The organism is Micromonospora sp. HM134, from assembly GCF_007833915.1.
Taxonomy (GTDB): domain Bacteria; phylum Actinomycetota; class Actinomycetes; order Mycobacteriales; family Micromonosporaceae; genus Micromonospora; species Micromonospora wenchangensis.
Genome location: NZ_CP041061.1, coordinates 327,100 through 348,408 on the forward strand (window position 1 = coordinate 327,100; position 21,309 = coordinate 348,408).

At 72.8% G+C, this 21,309-nt stretch carries 20 protein-coding genes and 1 pseudogene; 13 read left to right on the plus strand and 8 right to left on the minus strand.

Going from position 1 to position 21,309, the window contains the following annotated elements:
- Positions 1 to 44: 44 nt before the first annotated feature.
- From FJK98_RS01630 to FJK98_RS01640, 3 genes are read left to right on the plus strand one after another with little or no spacing between them, the layout of a single operon-like run.
- Positions 45 to 605, plus strand: a complete 561-nt coding sequence (locus FJK98_RS01630) for a carboxymuconolactone decarboxylase family protein (RefSeq protein ID WP_145917424.1) — start codon at positions 45 to 47, stop codon at positions 603 to 605.
- A 47-nt stretch (positions 606 to 652) separates the two neighbouring features.
- Positions 653 to 934: a hypothetical protein gene (locus FJK98_RS01635; protein WP_145917425.1), complete on the plus strand. Its 282-nt coding sequence runs from the start codon at positions 653 to 655 to the stop codon at positions 932 to 934.
- Positions 931 to 1,287, plus strand: a complete 357-nt coding sequence (locus tag FJK98_RS01640; protein ID WP_168222363.1) for a ribbon-helix-helix protein, CopG family — start codon at positions 931 to 933, stop codon at positions 1,285 to 1,287. Before FJK98_RS01635 ends, FJK98_RS01640 begins: the two co-directional genes overlap by 4 nt.
- Positions 1,288 to 1,356: 69 nt before the next feature.
- On the opposite strand, the gene FJK98_RS01645 is transcribed toward FJK98_RS01640, so the two are convergent.
- Positions 1,357 to 2,229 carry an alpha/beta fold hydrolase gene (locus FJK98_RS01645; protein WP_145917427.1) on the minus strand — a complete coding sequence of 291 codons (873 nt, stop codon included), beginning with the start codon at positions 2,227 to 2,229 and terminating at the stop codon, positions 1,357 to 1,359.
- Between the two features lie 191 nt (positions 2,230 to 2,420).
- Here FJK98_RS01645 and FJK98_RS01650 point away from each other — a divergent pair, with 191 nt between their 5' ends.
- Both FJK98_RS01650 and mqnP read left to right on the plus strand, forming a co-directional pair.
- Positions 2,421 to 3,881: a menaquinone biosynthesis decarboxylase gene (locus FJK98_RS01650; protein WP_145917428.1), complete on the plus strand. Its 1,461-nt coding sequence runs from the start codon at positions 2,421 to 2,423 to the stop codon at positions 3,879 to 3,881.
- Entirely contained in the window at positions 3,881 to 4,792 is a 912-nt protein-coding gene (gene mqnP / locus FJK98_RS01655; RefSeq protein WP_145917429.1) for a menaquinone biosynthesis prenyltransferase MqnP, read from the plus strand. The genes FJK98_RS01650 and mqnP overlap by 1 nt, the downstream gene beginning before the upstream one ends.
- Positions 4,793 to 5,028: 236 nt before the next feature.
- Here mqnP and FJK98_RS01660 read toward each other — a convergent pair whose 3' ends face one another.
- Positions 5,029 to 5,994 carry a terpene synthase gene (locus FJK98_RS01660; RefSeq protein WP_145917430.1) on the minus strand — a complete coding sequence of 322 codons (966 nt, stop codon included), beginning with the start codon at positions 5,992 to 5,994 and terminating at the stop codon, positions 5,029 to 5,031.
- Positions 5,995 to 6,197: 203 nt separating this feature from the next.
- Between FJK98_RS01660 and FJK98_RS01665 the strand changes: the two genes are divergently transcribed.
- A complete protein-coding gene (locus FJK98_RS01665) occupies positions 6,198 to 6,824 on the plus strand; it encodes a UbiX family flavin prenyltransferase (protein WP_145917431.1) in 627 nt (208 codons plus the stop codon).
- 173 nt (positions 6,825 to 6,997) lie between these two features.
- Here FJK98_RS01665 and FJK98_RS01670 read toward each other — a convergent pair whose 3' ends face one another.
- On the minus strand, positions 6,998 to 7,264 hold the full coding sequence (locus FJK98_RS01670) for a BldC family transcriptional regulator (protein ID WP_145917432.1): 267 nt from the start codon (positions 7,262 to 7,264) through the stop codon (positions 6,998 to 7,000).
- Between the two features lie 268 nt (positions 7,265 to 7,532).
- Here FJK98_RS01670 and FJK98_RS01675 point away from each other — a divergent pair, with 268 nt between their 5' ends.
- From FJK98_RS01675 to FJK98_RS01685, 3 genes are all read left to right on the plus strand, one after another.
- Positions 7,533 to 7,991: an Lrp/AsnC family transcriptional regulator gene (locus FJK98_RS01675; protein ID WP_088642067.1), complete on the plus strand. Its 459-nt coding sequence runs from the start codon at positions 7,533 to 7,535 to the stop codon at positions 7,989 to 7,991.
- A gap of 118 nt (positions 7,992 to 8,109) precedes the next feature.
- Positions 8,110 to 8,307: a hypothetical protein gene (locus FJK98_RS33780; protein WP_228543997.1), complete on the plus strand. Its 198-nt coding sequence runs from the start codon at positions 8,110 to 8,112 to the stop codon at positions 8,305 to 8,307.
- An 87-nt stretch (positions 8,308 to 8,394) separates the two neighbouring features.
- A complete protein-coding gene (locus tag FJK98_RS01685) occupies positions 8,395 to 9,486 on the plus strand; it encodes a PLP-dependent cysteine synthase family protein (protein ID WP_145917433.1) in 1,092 nt (363 codons plus the stop codon).
- Between the two features lie 23 nt (positions 9,487 to 9,509).
- Here the strand turns inward: FJK98_RS01685 and FJK98_RS01690 are convergent, their stop codons facing one another.
- The 4 genes from FJK98_RS01690 to FJK98_RS01705 all read right to left on the minus strand — a co-directional run bounded on the left by FJK98_RS01690 (position 9,510) and on the right by FJK98_RS01705 (position 15,902).
- On the minus strand, positions 9,510 to 10,130 hold the full coding sequence (locus FJK98_RS01690) for a putative glycolipid-binding domain-containing protein (RefSeq protein WP_145917434.1): 621 nt from the start codon (positions 10,128 to 10,130) through the stop codon (positions 9,510 to 9,512).
- 92 nt (positions 10,131 to 10,222) lie between these two features.
- A complete protein-coding gene (locus tag FJK98_RS01695) occupies positions 10,223 to 12,226 on the minus strand; it encodes a DEAD/DEAH box helicase (protein ID WP_145917435.1) in 2,004 nt (667 codons plus the stop codon).
- 244 nt (positions 12,227 to 12,470) lie between these two features.
- On the minus strand, positions 12,471 to 14,201 hold the full coding sequence (locus tag FJK98_RS33785) for a hypothetical protein (RefSeq protein WP_145917436.1): 1,731 nt from the start codon (positions 14,199 to 14,201) through the stop codon (positions 12,471 to 12,473).
- Between the two features lie 123 nt (positions 14,202 to 14,324).
- Positions 14,325 to 15,902 carry a C40 family peptidase gene (locus FJK98_RS01705; protein ID WP_145917437.1) on the minus strand — a complete coding sequence of 526 codons (1,578 nt, stop codon included), beginning with the start codon at positions 15,900 to 15,902 and terminating at the stop codon, positions 14,325 to 14,327.
- 246 nt (positions 15,903 to 16,148) lie between these two features.
- On the opposite strand from FJK98_RS01705, the gene mqnE reads away from it, so the two are divergent.
- From mqnE to FJK98_RS01720, 3 genes are all read left to right on the plus strand, one after another.
- Positions 16,149 to 17,318, plus strand: a complete 1,170-nt coding sequence (gene mqnE, locus FJK98_RS01710) for an aminofutalosine synthase MqnE (protein ID WP_145917438.1) — start codon at positions 16,149 to 16,151, stop codon at positions 17,316 to 17,318.
- A 23-nt stretch (positions 17,319 to 17,341) separates the two neighbouring features.
- Positions 17,342 to 17,782, plus strand: coding sequence for a hypothetical protein (locus FJK98_RS01715; RefSeq protein ID WP_145917439.1), 441 nt, complete (start codon positions 17,342 to 17,344; stop codon positions 17,780 to 17,782).
- Positions 17,783 to 17,948: 166 nt separating this feature from the next.
- Positions 17,949 to 18,221 (plus strand): DUF4229 domain-containing protein, encoded by a 273-nt coding sequence (locus FJK98_RS01720; RefSeq protein WP_145917440.1) that lies wholly within the window; start codon positions 17,949 to 17,951, stop codon positions 18,219 to 18,221.
- A 137-nt stretch (positions 18,222 to 18,358) separates the two neighbouring features.
- Here the strand turns inward: FJK98_RS01720 and FJK98_RS01725 are convergent, their stop codons facing one another.
- On the minus strand, positions 18,359 to 19,753 hold the full coding sequence (locus FJK98_RS01725) for a C39 family peptidase (protein ID WP_145917441.1): 1,395 nt from the start codon (positions 19,751 to 19,753) through the stop codon (positions 18,359 to 18,361).
- 204 nt (positions 19,754 to 19,957) lie between these two features.
- On the opposite strand from FJK98_RS01725, the pseudogene FJK98_RS01730 reads away from it, so the two are divergent.
- Positions 19,958 to 21,265, plus strand: a pseudogene (locus tag FJK98_RS01730) (M14 family metallopeptidase); the annotation flags it as partial.
- Between the last annotated feature and the right edge of the window lie 44 nt (positions 21,266 to 21,309).

The following is a 21,309-nucleotide window of genomic DNA, read 5'->3' on the forward strand; positions in this document are numbered from 1 at the left end:
TGTTTGGACAACCACGTTGACTATCGTATGTGAGAGGTGCCGCCATGTCCCGACCGGCCTTCCCCGTCCACACCCTCGACACCGCGCCCGACCCGGCCCGCACGACCATGGCCGGCGTGCACCGCCGGCTCGGCCACCTGCCCGGCGCGGTCGGCCTGATGGCCGAATCCCCGGAACTGCTCAAGGGGTTCCTGACGGCCTCCGCCACCTTCGAGGCCACCGACCTCGCACCGGTCGAGCGGGAGGTGGTGGTGCTGACGGTGGCCACCCGCAACCGGTGCCACCTCTGCGTGGCGATGCACACCGTCACCCTGCACCGGCTGGGTGCCGCCGCTGAACTGATCGCCGCGCTGCGCGACGGCACCGAGCTGCCGGAACCCCGGCTGGCGGCGCTGCGCCGGTTCACCCTCGCCGTCCTCGACCACGCCGGTGACGTCCCGGACGACGAGCTGACCGCCTTCCTCGACGCCGGCTACCGGCCCCGGCACGCCCTGGACGTGGTGCTCGGGGTCGGGACGTACACCATCTCGACCCTCGCCAACCGGCTCACCCGCGCCCCGCTCGACCCGCCCCTGACCGGTTACGCCTGGGAGCCGGCGGCCTGATCGCAGCGATCCACAGCGGACGTATTACAACGTGTTACGCTTGAGGGGTGTCGGATCGCGAGTATGTCTGGACCGACGAGGGCCTGGACAACGCCAGCCGCAACGGCGTCGGCGTGGACGAGACGACCCAGGCGCTGTACGCCCCGGCGGGCCTACGCCACGAGCGCGCTCTCGGGGATCTGCTGCTCATCATCATGGGGATGGCCGACAGTGGTCGAGTGATTGCCGCACTGTGTGACCGCATTGGTGCGACGAACACATACAAAATCATCGGGGCCCGGCCCCTACGCGGCGCAGACCTCGACGAATGGAGGAGGCGAGTCCTATGACCGAGCCGGACTTTGAGCGGATGACCAAAGACGAGGTCGTGGCCTGGTTCCAGCACACCGACAGCCTGGCGCCGGTCATCAGGTCCATGACGGCGACGCCAGCTTCCGGCACCGCACCCGAGACACCGATGGTGCTGGTCAGCACCCGGCTGCCGGTGGCGCTGGTGAAGCACCTTGACCGCCTCGCCGAGCAGACCGCGAGCCGTCGCTCCGACATCATCCGCGACGCTCTGACCAGGTACGTGACCATTCGCACCGAGCCAGTGAGCCACGACGAAGCCGAGCACGCCCTTGACGTGCTGCGTCGTGTCGTAACCGCCCGAACCGCCGAAGGCCGGGCGGACGCGGCGTAACCCTTCGGCGAGGCGCCTTCGCCGCACGTCCGACATCCGGCTCGACCTGATCTCGCCAGACCGGGGCTGTCAGTCATGCAGGAAAGGGAGCAGGAGGGCGGTCAGTTCGGCGGGGCGCTCCTCGAACAGCCAGTGGCCGCAGTCGGCGACCACCCGGCCGTCGACCATGCGGGCGTAGCGGCGTACCTGGTCGGCGACCTGTCCGCCGAGGCTGGCCGCCGCGCCGACGGCCAGCACCGGCATCGGCAGCGGATTCTCCCGGTACGCGGCGTTGTCCGCGACGTCCTGCCCGAAGGCGCGGAAGTAGCCGAAGCTGGCCCGCAGGTGGGCCGGATCGGTCAGGTGCTGGGCGTACTCCGCGATGTCGTCCGGGCTGATGCTGCCCTTGTTCACCATGATCGAGTCGGTGAAGCGGTCCACCCAGCGTGCCTCCCGGCCGGTGACCAGGTCCTCCGGCAGGCCGTTGGTGAGGCTGAAGAAGCCGAAGTTCCACACCGCCGGACCGGCGGCGGTCAGCGCGGGGAACGTGTAGATGCTCTCGTCCGGGATCGGCGCCTCGGTCAGCACCAGCCGGGACACCGCGTCGGGGTGGGCGGCGGCGTAGGCGTACGCGACCATGGTGCCCACGTCGTGACCGACCAGCCGGATGCCGTCGGCCAGGCCCAGCCCGGTCAACAGGCCGTGCAGATCGGCGGCGACGGTCAACTTGTCGTACCCGTCGGGTGGGGCGTCGCTGTCGCCGAAACCGCGCAGGTCGGGGGCGACCACCTGGTACGTCGCGGCCAGTTCCGGCAGCAGCGCCCGCCACATCCGCCAGCACTGCGGATAGCCGTGCAGCAGCACCAGGGTCGGCCCCCGGCCGCCCCGGACGTAGTTGATCGCCACGTCACCGACCTGCGCCCGCTGCTCGGTGAACCCCGCCGGAACCCGTCCGTCGCCCATCCCGCCCCCCGCCCCCGTCCCGACGTCGCCGGCTGGCACCCGCCCCACCGTCACCCGTGCAACGAGCAACTGTCGGCCGGAGAGACGCGTCTGCCCGCGCGGGGAGGCGTGCCGGCCCGGGTGGGGAGACGCACACCGCCCGGCCCCACCCAGCGTGGGCGGTGCCGGCAGCGGTGCGGGAGACTGGCCGTATGGCGGCTCGTGGCTTCCCGTACACCGATCTCAAGGACTTCCTCGCGGCGCTGGAGCGCGCGGGCGAGCTGCGGCGGGTGACCGTCCCGGTGGACCCCACGCTGGAGATCAGCGAGGTGGTCACCCGGACGGTCCGGGCCGGCGGGCCGGCGCTGCTGTTCGAGCGGCCCACCCGGGGCGAGATGCCGGTGGCGATCAACCTGTTCGGCACCGAGAAGCGGATGGCGATGGCGCTCGGCGTCGAGTCGCTGAACGAGATCGGCGACCGGATCGGTGCGTTGATCAAGCCGGAGCTGCCGGTGGGCTGGTCCGGCATCCGCGAGGGCCTGGGCAAGGTCATGCAGCTCAAGTCGGTGCCGCCGCGCAAGGTCAAGACCGCCCCCTGCCAGGAGGTGGTCTACTCCGGTGACGACGTCGACCTGAACCGGCTGCCCGGCCTCCAGGTCTGGCCGGGTGACGGCGGGATCTTCCACAACTACGGGCTGACCCACACCAAGCACCCGGAAACGGGCAAACGCAACCTGGGGCTCTACCGCCTCCAGCAGCACTCCCGCAACACGCTCGGCATGCACTGGCAGATCCACAAGGACTCCACCGCCCACCACGCGGTCGCCGAGCGGCTCGGCCAGCGGCTGCCCGTCGCCATCGCCATCGGCTGCGACCCGGTGGTCAGCTACGCCGCCTCCGCGCCGCTCCCCGGTGACATCGACGAATACCTGTTCGCCGGGTTCCTGCGCGGCGAACGGGTCGAGATGGTCGACTGCCTCACCGTCCCGTTGCAGGTGCCGGCGCACGCGCAGATCGTGCTGGAGGGCTACCTGGAACCTGGTGAGCGGCTGCCCGAGGGGCCGTTCGGCGACCACACCGGCTTCTACACCCCGGTCGAACCGTTCCCGGTGCTGCACATCGAGACGATGACCATGCAACGTAACCCCGTCTACCACTCGATCGTCACGTCCAAGCCGCCGCAGGAGGACCACGGCCTCGGCAAGGCCACCGAGCGGATCTTCCAACCGCTGCTCAAGCTGATGATCCCGGACATCGTCGACTACGACCTGCCGGCCGCCGGGGTGTTCCACAACTGCGCGATCGTGTCGATCCGCAAGCGCTACCCGAAGCACGCGCAGAAGGTCATGAACGCCATCTGGGGCGCGCACCTGATGTCGCTGACCAAGCTGATCGTGATCGTCGACGAGGACTGCGACGTGCACGACTACCACGAGGTCGCGTTCCGGGCCTTCGGCAACGTCGACTACGCCCGCGACCTGCTGCTCACCGAGGGCCCGGTGGACCACCTCGACCACTCGTCCTACCAGCAGTTCTGGGGCGGCAAGGTCGGCGTCGACGCGACCCGCAAGCTGCCCACCGAGGGCTACACCCGAGGCTGGCCGGAGGAGATGACCATGTCACCGGAGGTCACCTCCCTGGTCGACAAGCGCTGGAAGGAGTACGGGCTCTGATGGCCACCGCCGTCGCCCCGGCCGCCCGCCCCGGCCGGGTCAAGTCCTTCCTCAAGCTCGTCGCGATCGAGCACTCCGTCTTCGCGCTGCCGTTCGCGTACCTGTCGGCGCTGACCGCCATGCAGGTCAACGGCGGGCGGGTGCGCTGGGCAGACCTGCTGCTGATCACCGTGGCGATGGTCGGCGCACGGACGTTCGCCATGGCCGCCAACCGCATCCTCGACCGGAGGATCGACGCGCGGAACCCGCGTACCGCCGGGCGGGAACTGGTCACCGGGGCGGTGAGCGTGCGGACGGCCTGGACCGGCGCGGCCGTCGCCCTGGTGGTCTTCCTCGCCGCCGCCGCCCTGCTCAACCCGCTCTGCCTGGTGCTCGCCCCGCTCGCCGTGATCCCGCTGGTCGTCTACCCCTACGGCAAGCGGTTCACCGACTGGCCGCACGCCATCCTGGCGATCGCCCAGGCGGTCGGCCCGGTCGGCGCCTGGCTCGCGGTCACCGGCACCTTCACCGGCTCGGGGCCGGCCTGGCTGCTCGGCGCGGCCGTCGGGCTGTGGATCGGCGGCTTCGACCTGATCTACGCCTGCCAGGACGACGAGGTCGACCGGCGGATCGGGGTACGCAGCGTCCCCGCCCGCTACGGGCGGCGCTTCGCGCTGCACGCCTCCACCGTGGCGCACGTGGTGACGTTCGCGCTGTTCATCTGGTTCGGTGCGCTGGTCGGCTTCGGCTGGCCCTGGTGGATCGGGCTGGCCCTCACCGCGGTCGCGTTCGGCTACCAGCACGTGGTGGTCACCCCGACCGACCTGAGCCGGGTCAACCGGGCTTTCTTCACCGCCAACGGCTTCGTCGGCATCGCCCTGTTCGTCTTCGCCCTGCTCGACCTGGTGATCCGCCTCGACCTGCGCCCCTGATCCCGCCTCTTCCCTACTGCGCAATCCGGCGCTGCACTGTCCTGCACCCTGCTCTGTCCTGTGCTCGGCCCGCTGCCCCCGGTGATCAAGAGGTTTGCGTCAGTTGATCAAGAGGTTTACGTCAAGTTTGATCTTCGAGTTGACGTAAACCTCTTGATCACCGGGGTGGGTCCCAGTGGGGTGGGGCCCAGCGGGGCGGGGGCGCAGTGGGGTGGGGTGGCTGGGGGTGGGGGCTGTCAGGGGTGGGGGTGGACGGGGTAGCGGGCGCTTTCCAGGGTCCAGTCGATGGTGCCGCGGACGGCGTTCGCGATGCCGTCGAGGTGTGCGGCGACGGAGTCGTCCAGCGCCGGGCCGAACGACGGGACGGCCGCGCACTGCACCTGGAACCGGGTCATCGTGTCCCGCCAGCGCTCGGCGACCAGCTCGGCGGCCCGTTCCACCGGCACGGCCCGTTCGTCGGCCAGCGCCAGCACCAGGTTGTGCCCGCCCGAGGTGGTCCGGTCCCGTTCCATCGAGGCGAGGTCGTTGTACCAGGAGAGCAGGTCGTTGCCGAGTTCACCGATCCGGCGCAGCAGCGGATGGTGGTAGACCGCGTCCGGCAGCGCCCGGCCCCCGACGAACTCGATCAGCGGATACGACACGTACGCCGCCGAGGTGGCCCGGCGCAGCGTCACGTACTCGGCCACGCCGGGCGTCCGGCCGCTCTCCTTCGCCACCGCCTCCCGCCAGTTGCCGTCCAGGTGGTCGGCGACCGCGTCGGCGAACCGCAGCCGCCAGCGCGCCGGCATCCGGCGGCGGGGCATCCGCCACGCCTCGACCAGCAGCCGGCGCAGCGGCCCCCCGAATCCCGGGTGCCGCCGACGGGGCCCGTCGTGCAGCAGGGTCAGCGTCCCGCGGCGCAGCGCCCGGATCTGCTCCGAGGGCAGCCGGTCCGGCCCGTCGCAGGCGTCGTCGACCAGGAAGAACCAGGTGAAAAGGGCCGACACGGTACGCAGGTCCGGCTCGCTGGCGTCCGGGTAGAGACGGCCCGCGTACCGGGCGAAGCCGGCCCGGTCGAGCCGGTGCAGCGCCTCGGCGCCCAACGGCAGACCCAGTCGGGGCAGCAGCTCCAGCAACCACTCCTGCACCCCGTCGGCGTACGGGGAGAGCCGGGGCGGGATCGGGCACGCCGACCGTAACGACCAGAGGATCTCGTCGACCATTACCGATGTCTCCCCCGTACCGTGTGGATCATCCGTCCGCAGCATCGCAGGTCCAGCGCTGACGTGCCGTCCGGGCCTGCCGCCGGAGGCACGGACCACCGGTACGGCGACGGTGGGTCGACCGGCCGGTCCCGTACCGTGCCGACGGGGTCGATTGCGGGGGTGGGCGTCGCCGGTCGGCGTACACCAGGCAGGCTGGGCGTATGCGCGAACCATGGGTGGTGGGGGTTTCCGGGGCGTCCGGCACCCCCTACGCGGCGGCCGTCGTCCGGGGCCTGCTCGACGCCGGGCAGCCGGTGGACCTGATCGTGTCCCGGGCCGCCCGGCTGACCGTCCTGGACGAGACCGGCCGGCCGTTCCGGGACGGCCACTGGGCCGAGGACCTCGCCGGTTGGCTGGGCCGGGACCTCACCGGCGACGACGTGCGGCACTGGCCGGCCGGCGACATCGCCGCCGGCCCGAGCAGCGGCTCCTACCGGGTACGCGGCATGGCGGTCGTGCCGGCCAGCACGGCGGCCTGCGCCGGCATCGCCATCGGCCTGTCGAAGGACCTGCTGCAACGCGCCGCCGAGGTCAACCTCAAGGAACGACGCCCGGTGGTGCTGGTGCCCCGGGAGACCCCGGTGACCCGCAGCCACCTGGAACACCTGATCGCGCTGCACGACGCCGGCGCGGTGGTGCTGCCGGCCAGCCCCGGCTTCTACGGCGCGGGGGCGTCCGCGACCGCACAACAGCTGGTCGACTTCGTCGCCGGCAAGGTGCTGGACGCCCTGGGTGTGCCGCACACCCTGTTCCGCCGCTGGTCGGGCGAGTTGGCCGCCGAACGCTGACCGGCCCCCGACGACAGCCGACCGGTGGTCGGGGTCATGATCAGCCCACGCGGGCCGCTACCGCCCGGGCCCTGGCGCAGGGCCCGGGCGGCGAACAGGCCGCGCCGCCGAAAGCCGTTCAATGGGCGACGGGCCGGCCTCGTCGGCCGGCCCGCGCGTCCGTCTCGCACCATTCAGTACATCCCGGCATTGGCCGGACCCGGCCCGGTCGAGGCGGCTGGGCCCATGTTGCGTGGCTTGCCCATGTCGTCCGCCTCGTCCAACATGCCCTCCCCTTCCAGCAGGGCCCGCACCTCGGATTCCCGAAACCGGCGATGCCCGCCTGGAGTCCGGATGCTGCCTATCCGGCCGGCCGCCGCCCACCGCGTCACAGTCTTCGGGTCCACCCGAAACAGTGCGGCGACCTCACCCGGTGTCAGCAGGCGATCTCCAGTGTCCACAGCCCCCTCCTCGCGTCGACGAAGCCCTCGGCTGAACACACTGCCCCCGGCCGGTGCGAGCCCAGAGCCGTCATGAGGGACGTATGGCAATTACAGCACCAGCGAACTGGCCTGTCCGCCAAACGCGAAAAAAGCACGGAGTGGGAAGTTAGTAAATGGTACCGGCGCGGGACTCCCTTGACCGTCGGTCTGCGAACTGTCACCTGCTGTCAGATCCAACGGATGCCGGTCGCCGGACGTTACGCCCCAACGGATAGGCTCACCCTCCGTGGACGCGATCGACCGGAGCCTCGTCGAACTACTACGCGGTAACGCCCGCCTGTCGTACGCCGAGCTGGCCCGGCAGGTCGGCCTCTCCGCGCCGGCCGTGCACGAACGGGTCGGCAAGCTGGAGTCCAGCGGCGTCATCCGGGCCTACCGGGCCGAGGTCGAGCCGGAGGCGATCGGCCTCGGCGTGACCGCGCTCATCGGCATCGTCGAGGACTCCGGCGGGGACACCGACGACGTGCTGGAGACGTTCCGGCAGATGCCCGAGATCGAGTCCTGCTACTTCATGGCCGGCGTCGAATCCTTCCTGCTCAAGGCCCGGGTGGGCACCATCGCCGAGCTGGAACAGCTGATCGTGCGGCTGAGCCGTACCCCCGGGGTGGCCTCCACCCGCACCGGCATCGCCCTGTCGACCAAGTGGGAGAACCGGCCCCAGCCGATCGAGCCGCCGGCCTCCTGACCGGCCGACCGGGGCTGGCGCCGGCATCCCGGTCACCGGCACCCTCGCCGACCTGCGGACGGCCGGGCCGCGTGACGTACACGTCTCCTGCCTCTGCCCGGACGGCATCCGGACGCCGATGCTGCACGACCGGCTCGACGACGACGGCGCGGCGGCCTCCTTCGCCGGCACCCTGCTGCGCCCGGAACGGGTCGCGGCCCGGTCGCCCGGCTGGCCTGCCGCCCCCGGCCGGTGGTCAGCCTGCCGCGCTGGTAGGGCACCCAGGTACGCCTGCTGGACGCCTTCCCCCGGCTGGCGCTGGCCCTGCTCCCGGTGATCCGGGCGGCGGACCGGGCCGGGCAGCGCCGGCAACGACGCCGGGCCGGCCCGAACCCGAGCTGACCTCGCTTGTACCGTTGCCGACGTGACTCATCTCGACCGGTGCGACGAGGCCAGCCGGGTGTGGGTGACCGAGGCGATCGCCGCCGTGGAGGCCGACGCCAACCGGTCCGCCGACACCCACCTGCTGCCGTTCCCGCTGCCCCGGCAGTGGGGGATCGACCTCTACCTCAAGGACGAGTCGGTGCACCCCACCGGCTCCCTCAAGCACCGGCTGGCCCGCTCGCTGTTCCTCTACGGGCTCTGCAACGGCTGGATCGGGCCGGCGACCACGGTGATCGAGGCGTCCTCCGGCTCGACGGCGGTCTCCGAGGCGTACTTCGCCCGGATGCTCGGGCTACCGTTCGTCGCCGTGATGCCCGCCTCCACCTCACCCGAGAAGATCGCCCAGATCGAGTTCCACGGCGGGCGCTGCCACCTGGTCGACGACCCGGCCAAGGTCGTGGTCGAGGCGCGCTGGCTCGCCGAGGACAGCGGCGGGCACTTCATGGACCAGTTCACCTACGCCGAACGGGCCACCGACTGGCGGGGCAACAACAACATCGCCGAGTCGATCTACGCCCAGCTCTCGTTGGAACGGCACCCCGTGCCGGCCTGGATCGTGGTCGGCGCCGGCACCGGCGGCACCAGCGCCACCATCGGCCGGTACGCCCGCTACCAGCGGCTACCCACCAAACTCTGCGTGGTCGACCCGGAGAACTCGGCGTTCTACCCGGCCTGGCAGGCCGCCGACTGGTCGGTACGCACCGGCCGGGGCTCCCGGATCGAGGGGATCGGCCGACCCACCGTCGAGGCGTCCTTCCTCCCCTCGGTGGTCGACCGGATGACCCAGGTGCCCGACGCCGCGTCGCTGGCCGCCATGCGGGCCGGCTCGGCGGTGCTCGGCCGGCGGGTCGGCGGCTCCACCGGCACCAACCTGTGGGGGGCGTTCGGGCTGATCGCGGAACTGCTCGCCCAGGGGCGACCCGGCTCGGTGGTGACGCTGATCTGCGACGCCGGGGACCGGTACGCCGACACCTACTACGACGACGGCTGGGTGGCCGCGCAGGGCCTCGACCTCGCCCCGCACCTGGCCACCATCGACCGGTTCCTCACCACCGGGAGCTGGCCGGGCTGACCCGGCACGGCCCGGTTCCGCCGTCAGCCCAGGTCGGCCCGGTCGGCCAGCCCGGGGTAGTGCCGGACCAGCCCCTCGCCGTCCACCTCCAGCTCGGTGCGGAAGGTGTCGCTGGTGAACCCCACCCGACCCGGACCGAGCGCGGTGTAGACCTGCTCGCCGGCCACCACCTCCAGGCTGGGCACCAGCACCCACGCCACGGTGATCCGGTGCTCGGTGCTGGACACGGCCCCCGCCAGCCCCAGCCGACGGATCGGCAGGCTGTTGAACAGGGCCGAGCCGCCCAGGTCGACGTCGAGCGCCGGTTGCAGCCGGTCGGTGTCCTCGATGCCGGGCAAGCCGGCCGGTGGCTGCCCGGCCGCCCGCAGCGCCGCGTCCAGGTCACCCTGCTCGCCGGTACGCACCCGCCAGGCGTCCGCGCCGCGTTCCAGCCGTACGCTCCGCGACCAGCCGGCCCCCTCCACCTCCACGGCGAGCGAGGTGGTGGCCCCGTCCGCACCGGTCACCAGCCGGTAGCGGCAGGTGTAGGGGATCGGGTCGACCGACAGTTGGGTGCCGTGCGCGGTGAGTCCGGCCCCGTCGTCGAGGACGGCGTGCTCGGCCCCGGCGGTGTCGGTCCGGCTCCAGAAAAGTGACCTCGGCATGGTCCGGACGTTACGCCAGCAGGGCGTCCACGGCAGCGCATGCGGAAACGCCGCCCCGGAGCGGGTGCTCCGGGGCGGCGTCGGAAAACCGGTCAGTGGGTACGCGCCGGCGGCCGTCCGCCGAAGCCCCGCCGGTCGTCGCGCGGCCGGTCGTCGCGGACGCGTCCCTCGGTGCGGAACCCGCCCCGACGGTCGGCGCCACGCGGGTCACCGCCGCCGAACCGGCGCTCACCGGACCGCTGCTCGCCCCGGGCGTCCCGGTCACCGAAGCGCGGCTCGCTGCGCTCGCCGAAGCGCCGGTCACCGAAACCCCGGTCGCCGTAGCTCCGGTCCGTCCGGGGACGGTCGGCGTAGCCGCGCTCGCCACCCGGCCGGTCGCGGTGGCCCCCGCCGGTCCGGTCGCCGAAGCCCTGCCCGCCGCCGGCCCGCTCGCCGTGGCCGCCGGTGGTCCGGTCGCCGTAGCCGGCGGTGGGGCGGTCGCGGTAGCCCCGCTCGCCGCCGCTGCGGTCGCTGTGCTCGCGGTAGCCGCCGGTGCGCTCGCGGTAGCCCCGGTCGCCGCCCCCGGCCCGGTCGTCGTAGCCCCGGTCGCCGGTGGGGCGGTCGTCCCGGGCGGCGCGGTCACCGAACGGGCGGTCGCCGTAGCGGCGGTCCCCGGTCGGCCGGTCGCCGTAGCTCCGCTCCCGGGCCGGTCGCTCCGTGCCGTAGCTGCTACGTGGGCGTTCCCCGCCGTAGCCGCCGCGGCCGTCCCGGCTGCCGCCGTGGCCCCGGTCGCCGCCGTGGCCCCGGGCGTCCCGGTCGCCGAAGCGACGCGGACGGTCGCCGTGCCGACGCGGCTCGGGCTCCTCACGGACCGGGACACCGCTGGGCTCGCGGGCACCGGTCAGCTCGGCGAGCACCGCGTCGCCGGCCCGTACCCGGGTCTCGGCCGGCTCCACGCCGGCCTTCTCCAGCATCGCCAGCGTGGTCCGCCGCTGCTTGGGCAGCACCAACGTGGCCACCGCGCCGGACTCGCCGGCCCGCGCGGTACGGCCGGCCCGGTGCAGGTAGTCCTTCGGGTCCTTCGGCGGGTCGATGTGCAGGACCAGCGACACCCCGTCGACGTGGATGCCCCGGGCCGCCACGTCGGTGGCGACCAGCACGTCCATCCGTCCCTCACGGAACTCGGCGAGGGTCTTGGTACGCATCCGCTGGGTCTTGCCGCCGTGCAGCCCACCGGCCCGTACGCCCACCGCACCGAGCTGTTCCACCAGCCGGTCGACACCGAGCTGGGTACGGGCGAAGAGCATTGTCCGGCCGGACCGGGCCGCGATCGACGCCGCCACGGCGAACTTGTCGTGCGGCGGGATCAGCAGCAGGTGGTGGTCCATCGTGGACACCGACGCGGTCGACGGCGCGGTCGAGTGCGTCACCGGGTCGGTCATGAACCGCTTGACCAGTGCGTCGACGTCACCGTCCAGGGTGGCCGAGAACAGCAGCCGCTGGGCACCCGCCGGGGTCTTGGCGAGCAGTTCGGTGACCTCGGGAAGGAACCCCATGTCGGCCATCTGGTCGGCCTCGTCGAGGACGGTCACCTCGACGTCGTCCAGGACGCAGACACCCCGGCTGATCAGGTCGCCGAGCCGGCCCGGGGTGGCCACGACGATCTCGACGCCCCGCCGCAGCGCGTCGATCTGCCGGTCGTACGGCACGCCGCCGACGGCGGTCTTGAGGAAGATCCCGACGGCCTTGCCCAGCGGCAGCAGCGCGTCGTTGACCTGCATCGCCAGCTCGCGGGTGGGGACGAGGACCAGGGCGCGCGGGTGCAGCGGCCGGGCCCGGTTCAGCTCGGCCAGCCGGGCGACGATCGGTAGGCCGAAGGCGAGGGTCTTGCCGGAGCCGGTCTGGCCCCGGCCGAGGACGTCCCGGCCGGCGAGGGCGTCGGGCACGGTGGCCCGCTGGATCTCGAACGGGGTGGTGATGCCCTGCCGGGCGAGGGCGTCGACGAGCTGCCGGGGCAGCCCCAGGTCGGCGAAGCCGACGGGGGTGGCCGGGGCGACGTCGTCGGTCGGGAGGTCGTGGGCGGACGGACTGGTGCCGGGGTCAACGGAGGTGGTCAAGAAATGCCTTTCGAGCGGGGCGCATCTTCGCGATGGCCCGCCGCAGCATGGGTACGCCGCCGAATCGCCCGCAAGATCGCCCAGGGGCACGCCACGCGTGCCGGGTCAGTGATCCCGACAAGTGTACGGCGCTCCGGTGACGTCGCCAGGGGGCCCCGAGCCGGTAGTGGGCGGACTCACCCGTTCCGGGCATCTTCCACCCGCCCGGCGGTCCCCCTCCACCGGCATCGCCGTCGGGCCGGCCTCACTGGGACAGCATGCCGCCGACCAGCCCGTCCATCACGTCGTTGGCGAGCAGGACGACCAGCACGCTGATCGCCACCAGCAGCCCCAGCGAGGCGGCGAGCACGATCACCACCCGGGTGGTCCTGGATCGCGGGGCCGGCGTGTCGGACCAGCCCTGGGCCAGGATGTGCCCGGTCAGCGAGCCGGAGTTCTCCACCGGGTTGGCGGCCGGGAAGGCCACCGTGGCGTGCCCCGGGCCGTCGGTGCCGCCGTACCCGACGCTGGCCAGGTCCGGGCCGCCCCGGTAGGGCGTACCGGGGGAGGGGCGGGTGGCGTCGCCGGCCGTGCGGCGCGGCGCGGACCCGGATGCGGGCCAGCTGGGCAGCGCGGGGGCCGGCACCACCGGCAGCGCCGAGGTCGCGCCGTCACCCACCGGGTCGGGCACGACCGGCGTCCGGAACGTCGGCATGGCCGTACCGGCTGCCGCACTGCCGGTTCCCGCGCTGCCGGCATCCGTTCGGCCGGTACCCGCCGTGGCGGGAGGCACCGAGGTCGGCGGGGTGAATGCGGAGGTTGCCGGGGGTGCGGAGGTCGGCGGGGTGAACACGGAGGGAGGCGCGGAGGGTGCCGGGGGCGCGGAGGTCGGCGGGGTGAATGCGGACGGGGCTGGGGGTGCGGAGGCGGGCGGCCGGAAGACGGGGGAGGCCGGGGCCGGGGGCGCGGAAGCCGGGGGTGCCGAGGTGGATGGGGCGAGGGTGCCGCCGGTCGCGGGCGCGGTGACGGAGGCGCTGGCCCGGAAGGTCGTCGGGGTGCCGGGCATGGCCGGCGGCGGGGGGAACGGGGGTGCCGGCATCGGGCCGGGTGGCGGCGGGGGCGGGGGCACCGCCGGGCCCGGGGGCGGCAGCGGTGGCCCCGGTACGGGTGGGACCGGGCCGGGAGGTACCGGAACGGGACCCGGCGGTGGACCGGGCAGCGGCGGGACCGGTGCGGGGAACGGGCTGGGGGTCGGCGGCTCGGGAGTGCCCGGCGTCGGGGCCGGCCCGGGCGTGGGGGCCGGCGACGGTTCGGGGGCGGGCTCCGGTTCCGGCGTCGGCGGGGTGGGAGGCTGGACCGGCTCCGGGGGCTGCGCGGGCTCTGGTGGCTCCGGGTTGACCGGCGTCGACCGGTACACCCCGGGGGCGGCGTCCCCGGGCCGGGTGCCCGCGTCGGCCGCCGCGCCCTCCGCCTCGGCGGCGGAGACCCGGCTGAGCCCGGGGACGGAGACGCTGGCCCGTGCCGGGCCGCCGTCCGAGCCGTCGCGCTGCCCGGGAACGGTCGCCGGGCCGGGCGGGCCGCCGCCGGTGGGGTCGTCCGGGTCGGACGCCCGGGAGGTCGGGGCGGTGACCGGGCCGCCCGGGGTAGGGCCGCCGTCGGCGGAGCCGGCCGGCTCGGGTGTTCGGGAGGCCGGGACGGCCGGGTCGGCGGCGGCCGGGGTACCGGCCCGGTAGGTGGTCGCGGTCGTCGACGCCGCCGGCAGGTCCTCGCCCTCGGGCGGGGCGGTCACGGTACGTACGCTAGCCGTGGCGCGGGCCGTGCCGTCGACGGGCGGGCCGGGCCGGACCGGGGTGCTGGTGACCCGGTCGGGGCGGGGCGGGGCGTCGCCGGGTTCCGGGGTGGCCCGCCCGGCCTCGTCGGCGTGAGCGGTGGGTCCGGCCGGGTCGGGCACCGGTCCCCGGTCGACGTGCCCCACCGGAACCTCTTGCTCGCCCATGATCGCCCTCCGTGCACCCTCGCACCCGCGTCCCGCGAACGGTGACCGGATGTGCCTCGTGTCACCGTGCCACATCTCGTCCCGTCGGCACAGCCGGAGTGCCGACGGGACGGTGGCGGCCGGTCAGCTCCCGGTGCTCGCCGAAGCGCCCGCCGACGCCGGGGCGGACGCCGACCGGCTGCTCTCCACGGTGCCGCTGTCCTGCGGGCTCGGGGTGCCGGAACCGGTGAGGCTCGGCGTCGGGTCGGCGGTCCTGGTCGGCGTGGGGTCCGGCGGTGTGGAGGTGACCGACGGCCTCGGGGTGGCCGGCGGCTTCGTCGGCGCGGTGGTCGACCCTCCGGTGGGCCGGGGCGTGGGCGTGGTCGGCTTCGGCGACGCCGTGGTGGGCTTCGGCGTGGGGGTGGTGGGCTTCGGCGACGCCGTGGTGGGCTTCGGGGTCGGCGGCGGGGGCTGGGTGACCGGGGCCCCGGGGCTGTTCACCGCGCCGACGACGCGGGTGGAGGCGTAGAGGCCGGACCACCGCACCTGGGAGATCTTGACCACGTCCCCGCTGCGCGGCGCCTGCACCATCCGCCCGTTGCCGATGTACATCGCGACGTGGTGGATGGTCGTCCAGCTGCTACCCGAGGCGAAGAAGAGCAGGTCGCCGGGGAGCAGGGCGCTCTGCGAGACCGTCCGGCCGCGGGTGGCGTAGTACTGGTCGCGGGCGACCCGGGGCAGGTCGTAGTAGCCCGCCGACCGGTAGGCCGCCCACATCAGACCCGAGCAGTCGAACCGGTCCGGGCCCTCGGCCGCCCAGAGGTACGGGTCGCCGAGCTGCGCCAGCGCGTACCGCACGGCGGCGAGCGCCTGCGGGCTGGCGTTCAGGCCGCTGCTGCTCTGCCCCTCGACGTACGCCGACCCGAGCTTCTGCTCGGCGGCCTCCTGCTGCTTCTCCAGGGCGATGAGCTGGGCCTGGTTGTCCGCCCGCAGCTTGGCGATCTTGGCGTCGTTGTCGCGCAGCGCCTTCTGTACCGCGGCGAACTGGTCCTCGGCCCGCCGGACCCGGTCGGTGGCGGCGGTGACCGCCTGGGCGGCGACCTGCTCGGCCGTACGGGCCCGGGAGAGTTCACCGGCCGCCGCCGTGGTCTCGCCGTCGGCCTGCTCGCCCCGGGAGACCCGTTGCAGGACGCTCAGCCCGTGCAGGTCGCGGGCGAACTCGCCGGGCGGCAGGGCGGCGGCGGCCTTGAAGGCGTCCGCGGCGACGGCGTTGGCCCGCTGCTCGGCCACGGTCAGCGCGCCCCGGGCCCGGGTCAGCTCGCCCTGTACGCCGGTGAGCTGCACCCGGGCGTCGTCGCGCTGCTTTTCGAGCTGGAGGAGCTGGTCGGCGAGCTGACCGTTCTGCGCGGTCAGGGTGTCGATCTGGGACAGCAGCGGGCTGGTCGGGAGCCCGCCGACCGGCAGCGCGGTCGGGCTGCCGGGCTGGCCGGCGGTCGGATAGCCGGGAGCCGCCGCGCCGGGCAGTCGCAGCGCGCCGGTCGCCACCGGCCGGGAACCGGTGTCCGGGACGGTGTTGGGTAGTGCCGGGTCGGCGTAGACCGGGGTGGCCAGGGCCATCGCGGCGACCGCGCCGAGCAGGGCCGACCAGAGCGCCGGACGCAGCACCGGGGAGATCACCGGAACGCGTCGTCGCTGCCGTCGCCTGTGCCCGCTGTCGACCATTCCGCTCCCTGTGCCGCGTGATGGTGTCACCGCGTGAGGTGGGGCGCGGCGACCCGGAACGCCGCCGCTGTGCGCCGCGTCCCATCCTGTCTTACCGCACCGGGACAACGATGTCGATGCGGTGGCAGCTTGGAGAACCCTGGGAGTGCGGGTGAGGTAGGTCGCTGGCGGTGCCCGTCCTGCCGACCTGTCGGTCGTCCGACGTAGGCTCGATCGGACCGCAGGTGGAAGGGACGTGGCTTTTCGATGGACGCCGGACTCAAGCGTGAGCTCGAAGAGAAGGTGTACGCGGGGGAGCGACTGACCCGCTCGGACGGGATCGCCCTCTACGAGAGCGACGACCTGACCTGGCTGGGCCGGCTGGCCCACCACCGGCGTACGGAGTTGAACGGCGAACGGGTGATGTTCAACGTCAACCGGCACCTCAACCTGACGAACGTCTGTTCCGCCTCGTGTGCGTACTGCTCCTTCCAGCGCAAGCCGGGCGAGAAGGACGCGTACACGATGCGTATCGAGGAGGCGGTCCGCAAGGCCAAGGAGATGGAGGACGAGCAGCTCACCGAGTTGCACATCGTCAACGGCCTGCACCCCACCCTGCCCTGGCGCTACTACCCCAAGGTGCTGCGCGAGCTGAAGGCGGCGCTGCCCAACGTCAAGCTCAAGTGCTTCACCGCGACCGAGGTGCAGTGGTTCGAGAAGATCAGCGGCCTGTCCGCCGACGAGATCCTCGACGAGCTGATGGACGCCGGCCTGGAGTCGTTGACCGGCGGCGGCGCGGAGATCTTCGACTGGGAGGTCCGCCAGCACATCGTCGACCACAACTGCCACTGGGAGGACTGGTCGCGGATCCACGCGTTGGCCCACGCCAAGGGCATGAAGACCCCGGCGACGATGCTCTACGGCCACATCGAGGAGCCCCGGCACCGGGTCGACCACGTGCTGCGGCTGCGCGAGTTGCAGGACCAGACCGGCGGGTTCGCGGTCTTCATCCCGCTGCGCTACCAGCACGACTTCGTCGACTCGGCGGACGGCAAGATCCGTAACCGGATCCAGGCGCGGACCACGATGGCGTCGCCGGCCGAGTCGCTCAAGACGTTCGCGGTCTCCCGGCTGCTGTTCGACAACGTCCCGCACCTGAAGAACTTCTGGGTGATGCACGGCCTGTCGGTGGCCCAGCTCTCGCTCAACTTCGGCGTGGACGACCTGGACGGCTCGGTCGTCGAATACAAGATCACTCACGACGCCGACTCGTACGGCACCCCGAACACCATGCACCGCGACGACCTGCTGCACCTGATCTGGGACGCCGGTTTCCAGCCGGTGGAGCGGGACACCCGCTACAACGTCGTCCGCGAGTACGACCGGGCGCCGTCGCTGGCGTCTCGGCGTGCCGAGCCGCAGCAGGTCTGGGCCTGACCCGGCCGTATGCTCGTCACACCATGACCGGACAGCAGCCGACCGCGCAGCAGCGCAGCGGGTTTCCCCGCCGGGACGCCGAGGGACGCATCCTGACCCTGGGCGACCTGCTCGGGGTGAGCCTCGCCGGCTGGGTGATCGGCGTGCTGGCGCTGGTGCTCTTCGACTGGGCGTTCGCCGTGGCCGGCGCGGGTGACTTCGGCCGTACCAGCGGCTGGCTCGCGGTGATCCTGCCGGCCTGGCTGTTCTGGGACGACTTCCGGGCCTGGGACTTCGGCGCGGCCCGGGTGGTCGCGGCGTTGTCCGCCGCAGTGGTCGCGGTGCTCGCCGGGCTGCTGGTGGCGGGCCTGGCGTCCGGGCTCGCGCCGCTGTTCACCGGCGGGTTGGCCGCGCTCGCGTTCACTATCGGGTACGCGGTGCTCTGGTTCCAGGGCGTGCACTGGCTGGCCCGCCGCACGGGTTGAGCCACCGGCGTCGGAGCCCCGACGCAGAAGCAGGGAGTGGGGAAAGACGTGAGCGCGAGGAGTGAGCGGGTTGTGCGAGCCCCGCAGTCGCGAGCCGGGGTGGCACTGTGAGCGCGAGGAGTGAGCGGGTTGTGCGAGCCCCGCAGGCACGGGTCGAGGCGGTCTGGTGAGCGCGGCGGTCAAGTACACGTTGGCCCGGATCGGGCTGTTCCTGCTGGTCGTGGTGGCACTGTGGCCGGTCGGGATGAACCTGTTCCTCAAGCTGATGGTGGCGTTGATCTTCTCGGCCGCCGCGTCGTTCTTCCTGCTCCGGGGCTGGCGGGACCAGATGGCCGAGGAGGTGGCCGCCGCCGCCGAGCGACGCCGGGCGGAGAAGGAGCGGCTGCGCTCCGCCCTGGCCGGCGACGACCACCCCGCCGAGGGCGACCCGCGCACCTGACGCCCCACCGGGTGGTGCCTCAGCCCGCCCCAAGATCCACTCCAGATCGGCCCAATGGCGGTATCGCCGCCGGAGTCATGCCGCTATTTCGACTCCCGAGAGTGGATCTTGGGCGGGGCGGGTGGGGCTGGGTGGGGTCACCAGTTGGTGGAGCCGGGGACTACCGGCCAGGGGCGGTCGGTCGGCTTGATCAGGTAGGCGATGCCGCCCGAGCCGCCGGCCACGGTGCCGTCGGCCCGGTGCCGCTTGGTCCGTAGCCAGATCTGCTCGAACTGGTCGCGTCGGTAGACGTTGCGTACCTCGGCGTTGGACGCCGACGCCGGGTCGTTGACGATCACGTCACCGTCGGCGGTGAAGCCGACGATCACGAACAGGTGCCCGGAGGTGCCGTAGTTCGACCCGTCCAGTTCGGTGTCGAGGAAGGACTGCGAGGTGACCACGGGGATGCCGGCGCGGATGAAGCGTTCCGCCTCGTCGAGGGAGTGCAGCCGGGTCACCCGGGCCTCGATGCCGGGGAAACTAGCCGCGTACGCGGTGTTGAACGGCCAGTTGCCCGCGCCCTCGTACTCGTTGTCCCAGGTCATCCGGGCGGCGTGGACGACCTGCGGGTCGGGGTGGCCGGGCTCGATCCAGGACAGGTCGGCCGCCGACGGGAGCCTGCGGTAGTACTCCAGCACCATCGTGGTGGACGTCGGGCTGCACCAGACCTGGCCGCCGCCGCCCCACTCGGGGTAGCTGCCCCGGTGGATCATCTGGGATCGGGCGGGCACCGGCAGTTCGATGCCCCAGGCGATGCGGCCCCGGCTGGGCGGGACGGTGAACCGGTCCGGCACGTGTGAACTCATCGCGCCGAGCATCCGGACCCGGGGTGCGGCGGCCTGGCCGGGCACGCGGTAGAGGGTCAACCGGAGCTGGTACGACCGCAGCAGCACCCCGGCGTCGGCGTCGTCGATGGCGAACGTGTCGGTCCACACGCTGGACCAGGGGTCACCCTGACCGTCCAGGGTGGCCCGGGCGATGTCCTGGTCGCCGGAGGCCCAGCGGGCCATGACGTACCACGGGGTGTGGCCGCCGGTGGAGTAGGTGCCCTGGAGTTCGACCTGGAGCCAGGTGCCGGCGGGGGTGTCGGCGTTCCAGGAGGCGACGAGTTCGGTGGCGTCGAAGCCGATCGGGGTGGGCGGTGAGGTCCAGGTGGAGTATTCCCAGGTGCGGGTGGTGCCGGTGTGTTCGTCGGTGAACTCGGTGGTGCCGGCGGGTCGGCCCATGGTGAGGCCGGCGCGGTGGCCGGGTGCGGCGTGGGTGCCCCGGTGGGTGCCGGCCCGCCAGTCGGGGTACCGGGACCACTCCTGGAAGGTGATCTGCTCGTCGTGCCCCCCGGCGGGAGGACGGTCCCCGGCGGGCGGACGGTCCCCGGCGGGCGGGTGCGCCCCGGTGGATGACGGGCCGCCGGCCCGGACGGGTGCGGTGCTGGCGAGCAGGGTGAGGGTGGCGACGCCGACCAGGGCGACCGTGCGCAGGGCTCTGCTGGACATGGCAACTCCGCGGGGTGGGGAATCGTTGCCGTTCACTGTCCCGCCTGGCAGGAAGTTTCGCCAGATGGTGTCATCAAGAAAACCATTGCCGGTATGACGATCCGGTCGGGATGGTGGGAGATAGTCACGGATATTGATATGACCATGTGACTGCTGGTGAAGTGGGCGCACAACGGGATACCCCGTACCCCGAGGAGGATGTCCATGGCCTTCCGCACCTCCCCCTTCCGGCGTCGCCTGGCGCTCGCCGTCGTCGCCGGCCTCGGTCTCACCGCCGTCGCCACCGGGCCGGTCTCCGCCCGCCCGGCCCCGGAGCCCGAGCCCGCCGCCGTCAGCTACCGCGTGCTCGGTCCGCGTACCCTCGCCGACCGCAACGCGGTCGCCCGCACCGGCGCGGCCATCGACTCCGCCGAGCACGGCGTGCTGTACGTCTCGGCCAACCGGTCCGAGGCCGCCGCCATCACCCGGCTCGGCTTCCGGCTGGAACGGGAGGTCGAACCGGCCCCCGCCGAGGGTGCCCGCGCCAACGCCTTCCCGCCGGCCGACTCGAACTACCACGACTACGCCGAGCTGACCACAGTGGTCAACCAGGTGGTCGCCGACCACCCGGCGATCGCCCGCAAGATCAGCATCGGCAAGTCGTACGAGGGCCGCGACCTGATGGCGGTGAAGATCTCGGACAACGTCGGCACCGACGAGGCCGAACCGGAGATCCTGTTCAACGCCCAGCAGCACGCCCGCGAGCACCTGACCGTCGAGATGGCGATCTACCTGCTCAACCTGTTCACCGACAGCTACGGCAGCGACTCGCGGATCACCAACATCGTCAACTCCCGGGAGATCTGGATCGTCCCCACGGTCAACCCGGACGGCAGCGAGTACGACATCGCCACCGGCTCCTACCGGTCCTGGCGCAAGAACCGGCAGCCCAACAGCGGCGCGGCGGCGGTCGGCACCGACCTGAACCGCAACTGGGGCTACAACTGGGGCTGCTGCGGCGGCTCGTCCGGCACGCCGTCGTCGAGCACCTACCGGGGGCCGTCCGCCTTCTCCGCGCCGGAGACCAAGGCGCTGCGGGACTTCGTCAACAGCCGGGTCGTCGGCGGGGTGCAGCAGATCAAGGCCAACATCGACTGGCACACCTACTCGCAGCTGGTGCTCTGGCCGTTCGGCTACACCACGGCGAACACCCCCAGCGGGATGACCGCCGACCAGTACAACACCTTCGCCACCCTCGGGCAGCGGATGGCGGCCACCAACGGCTACACCCCCGAGCAGTCCAGCGACCTCTACATCACCGACGGCGACAGCCTCGACTGGATGTGGGCGACCCACAAGATCTGGGCGTACACCTTCGAGATGTACCCCGGGTCGTCCGGGGCCGGCGGCGGCTTCTACCCGCCCGACGAGGTGATCCCCGCCCAGACCTCCCGCAACAAGGAGGCGGTGCTGCTCCTGTCCGAGTACGCCGACTGCCCCTACCGGGTGATCAACAAGCAGAGCACGTACTGCTGAGTTACCGGACGTGATTCCCGGGTGGGGTCCCGTAAGCCCCC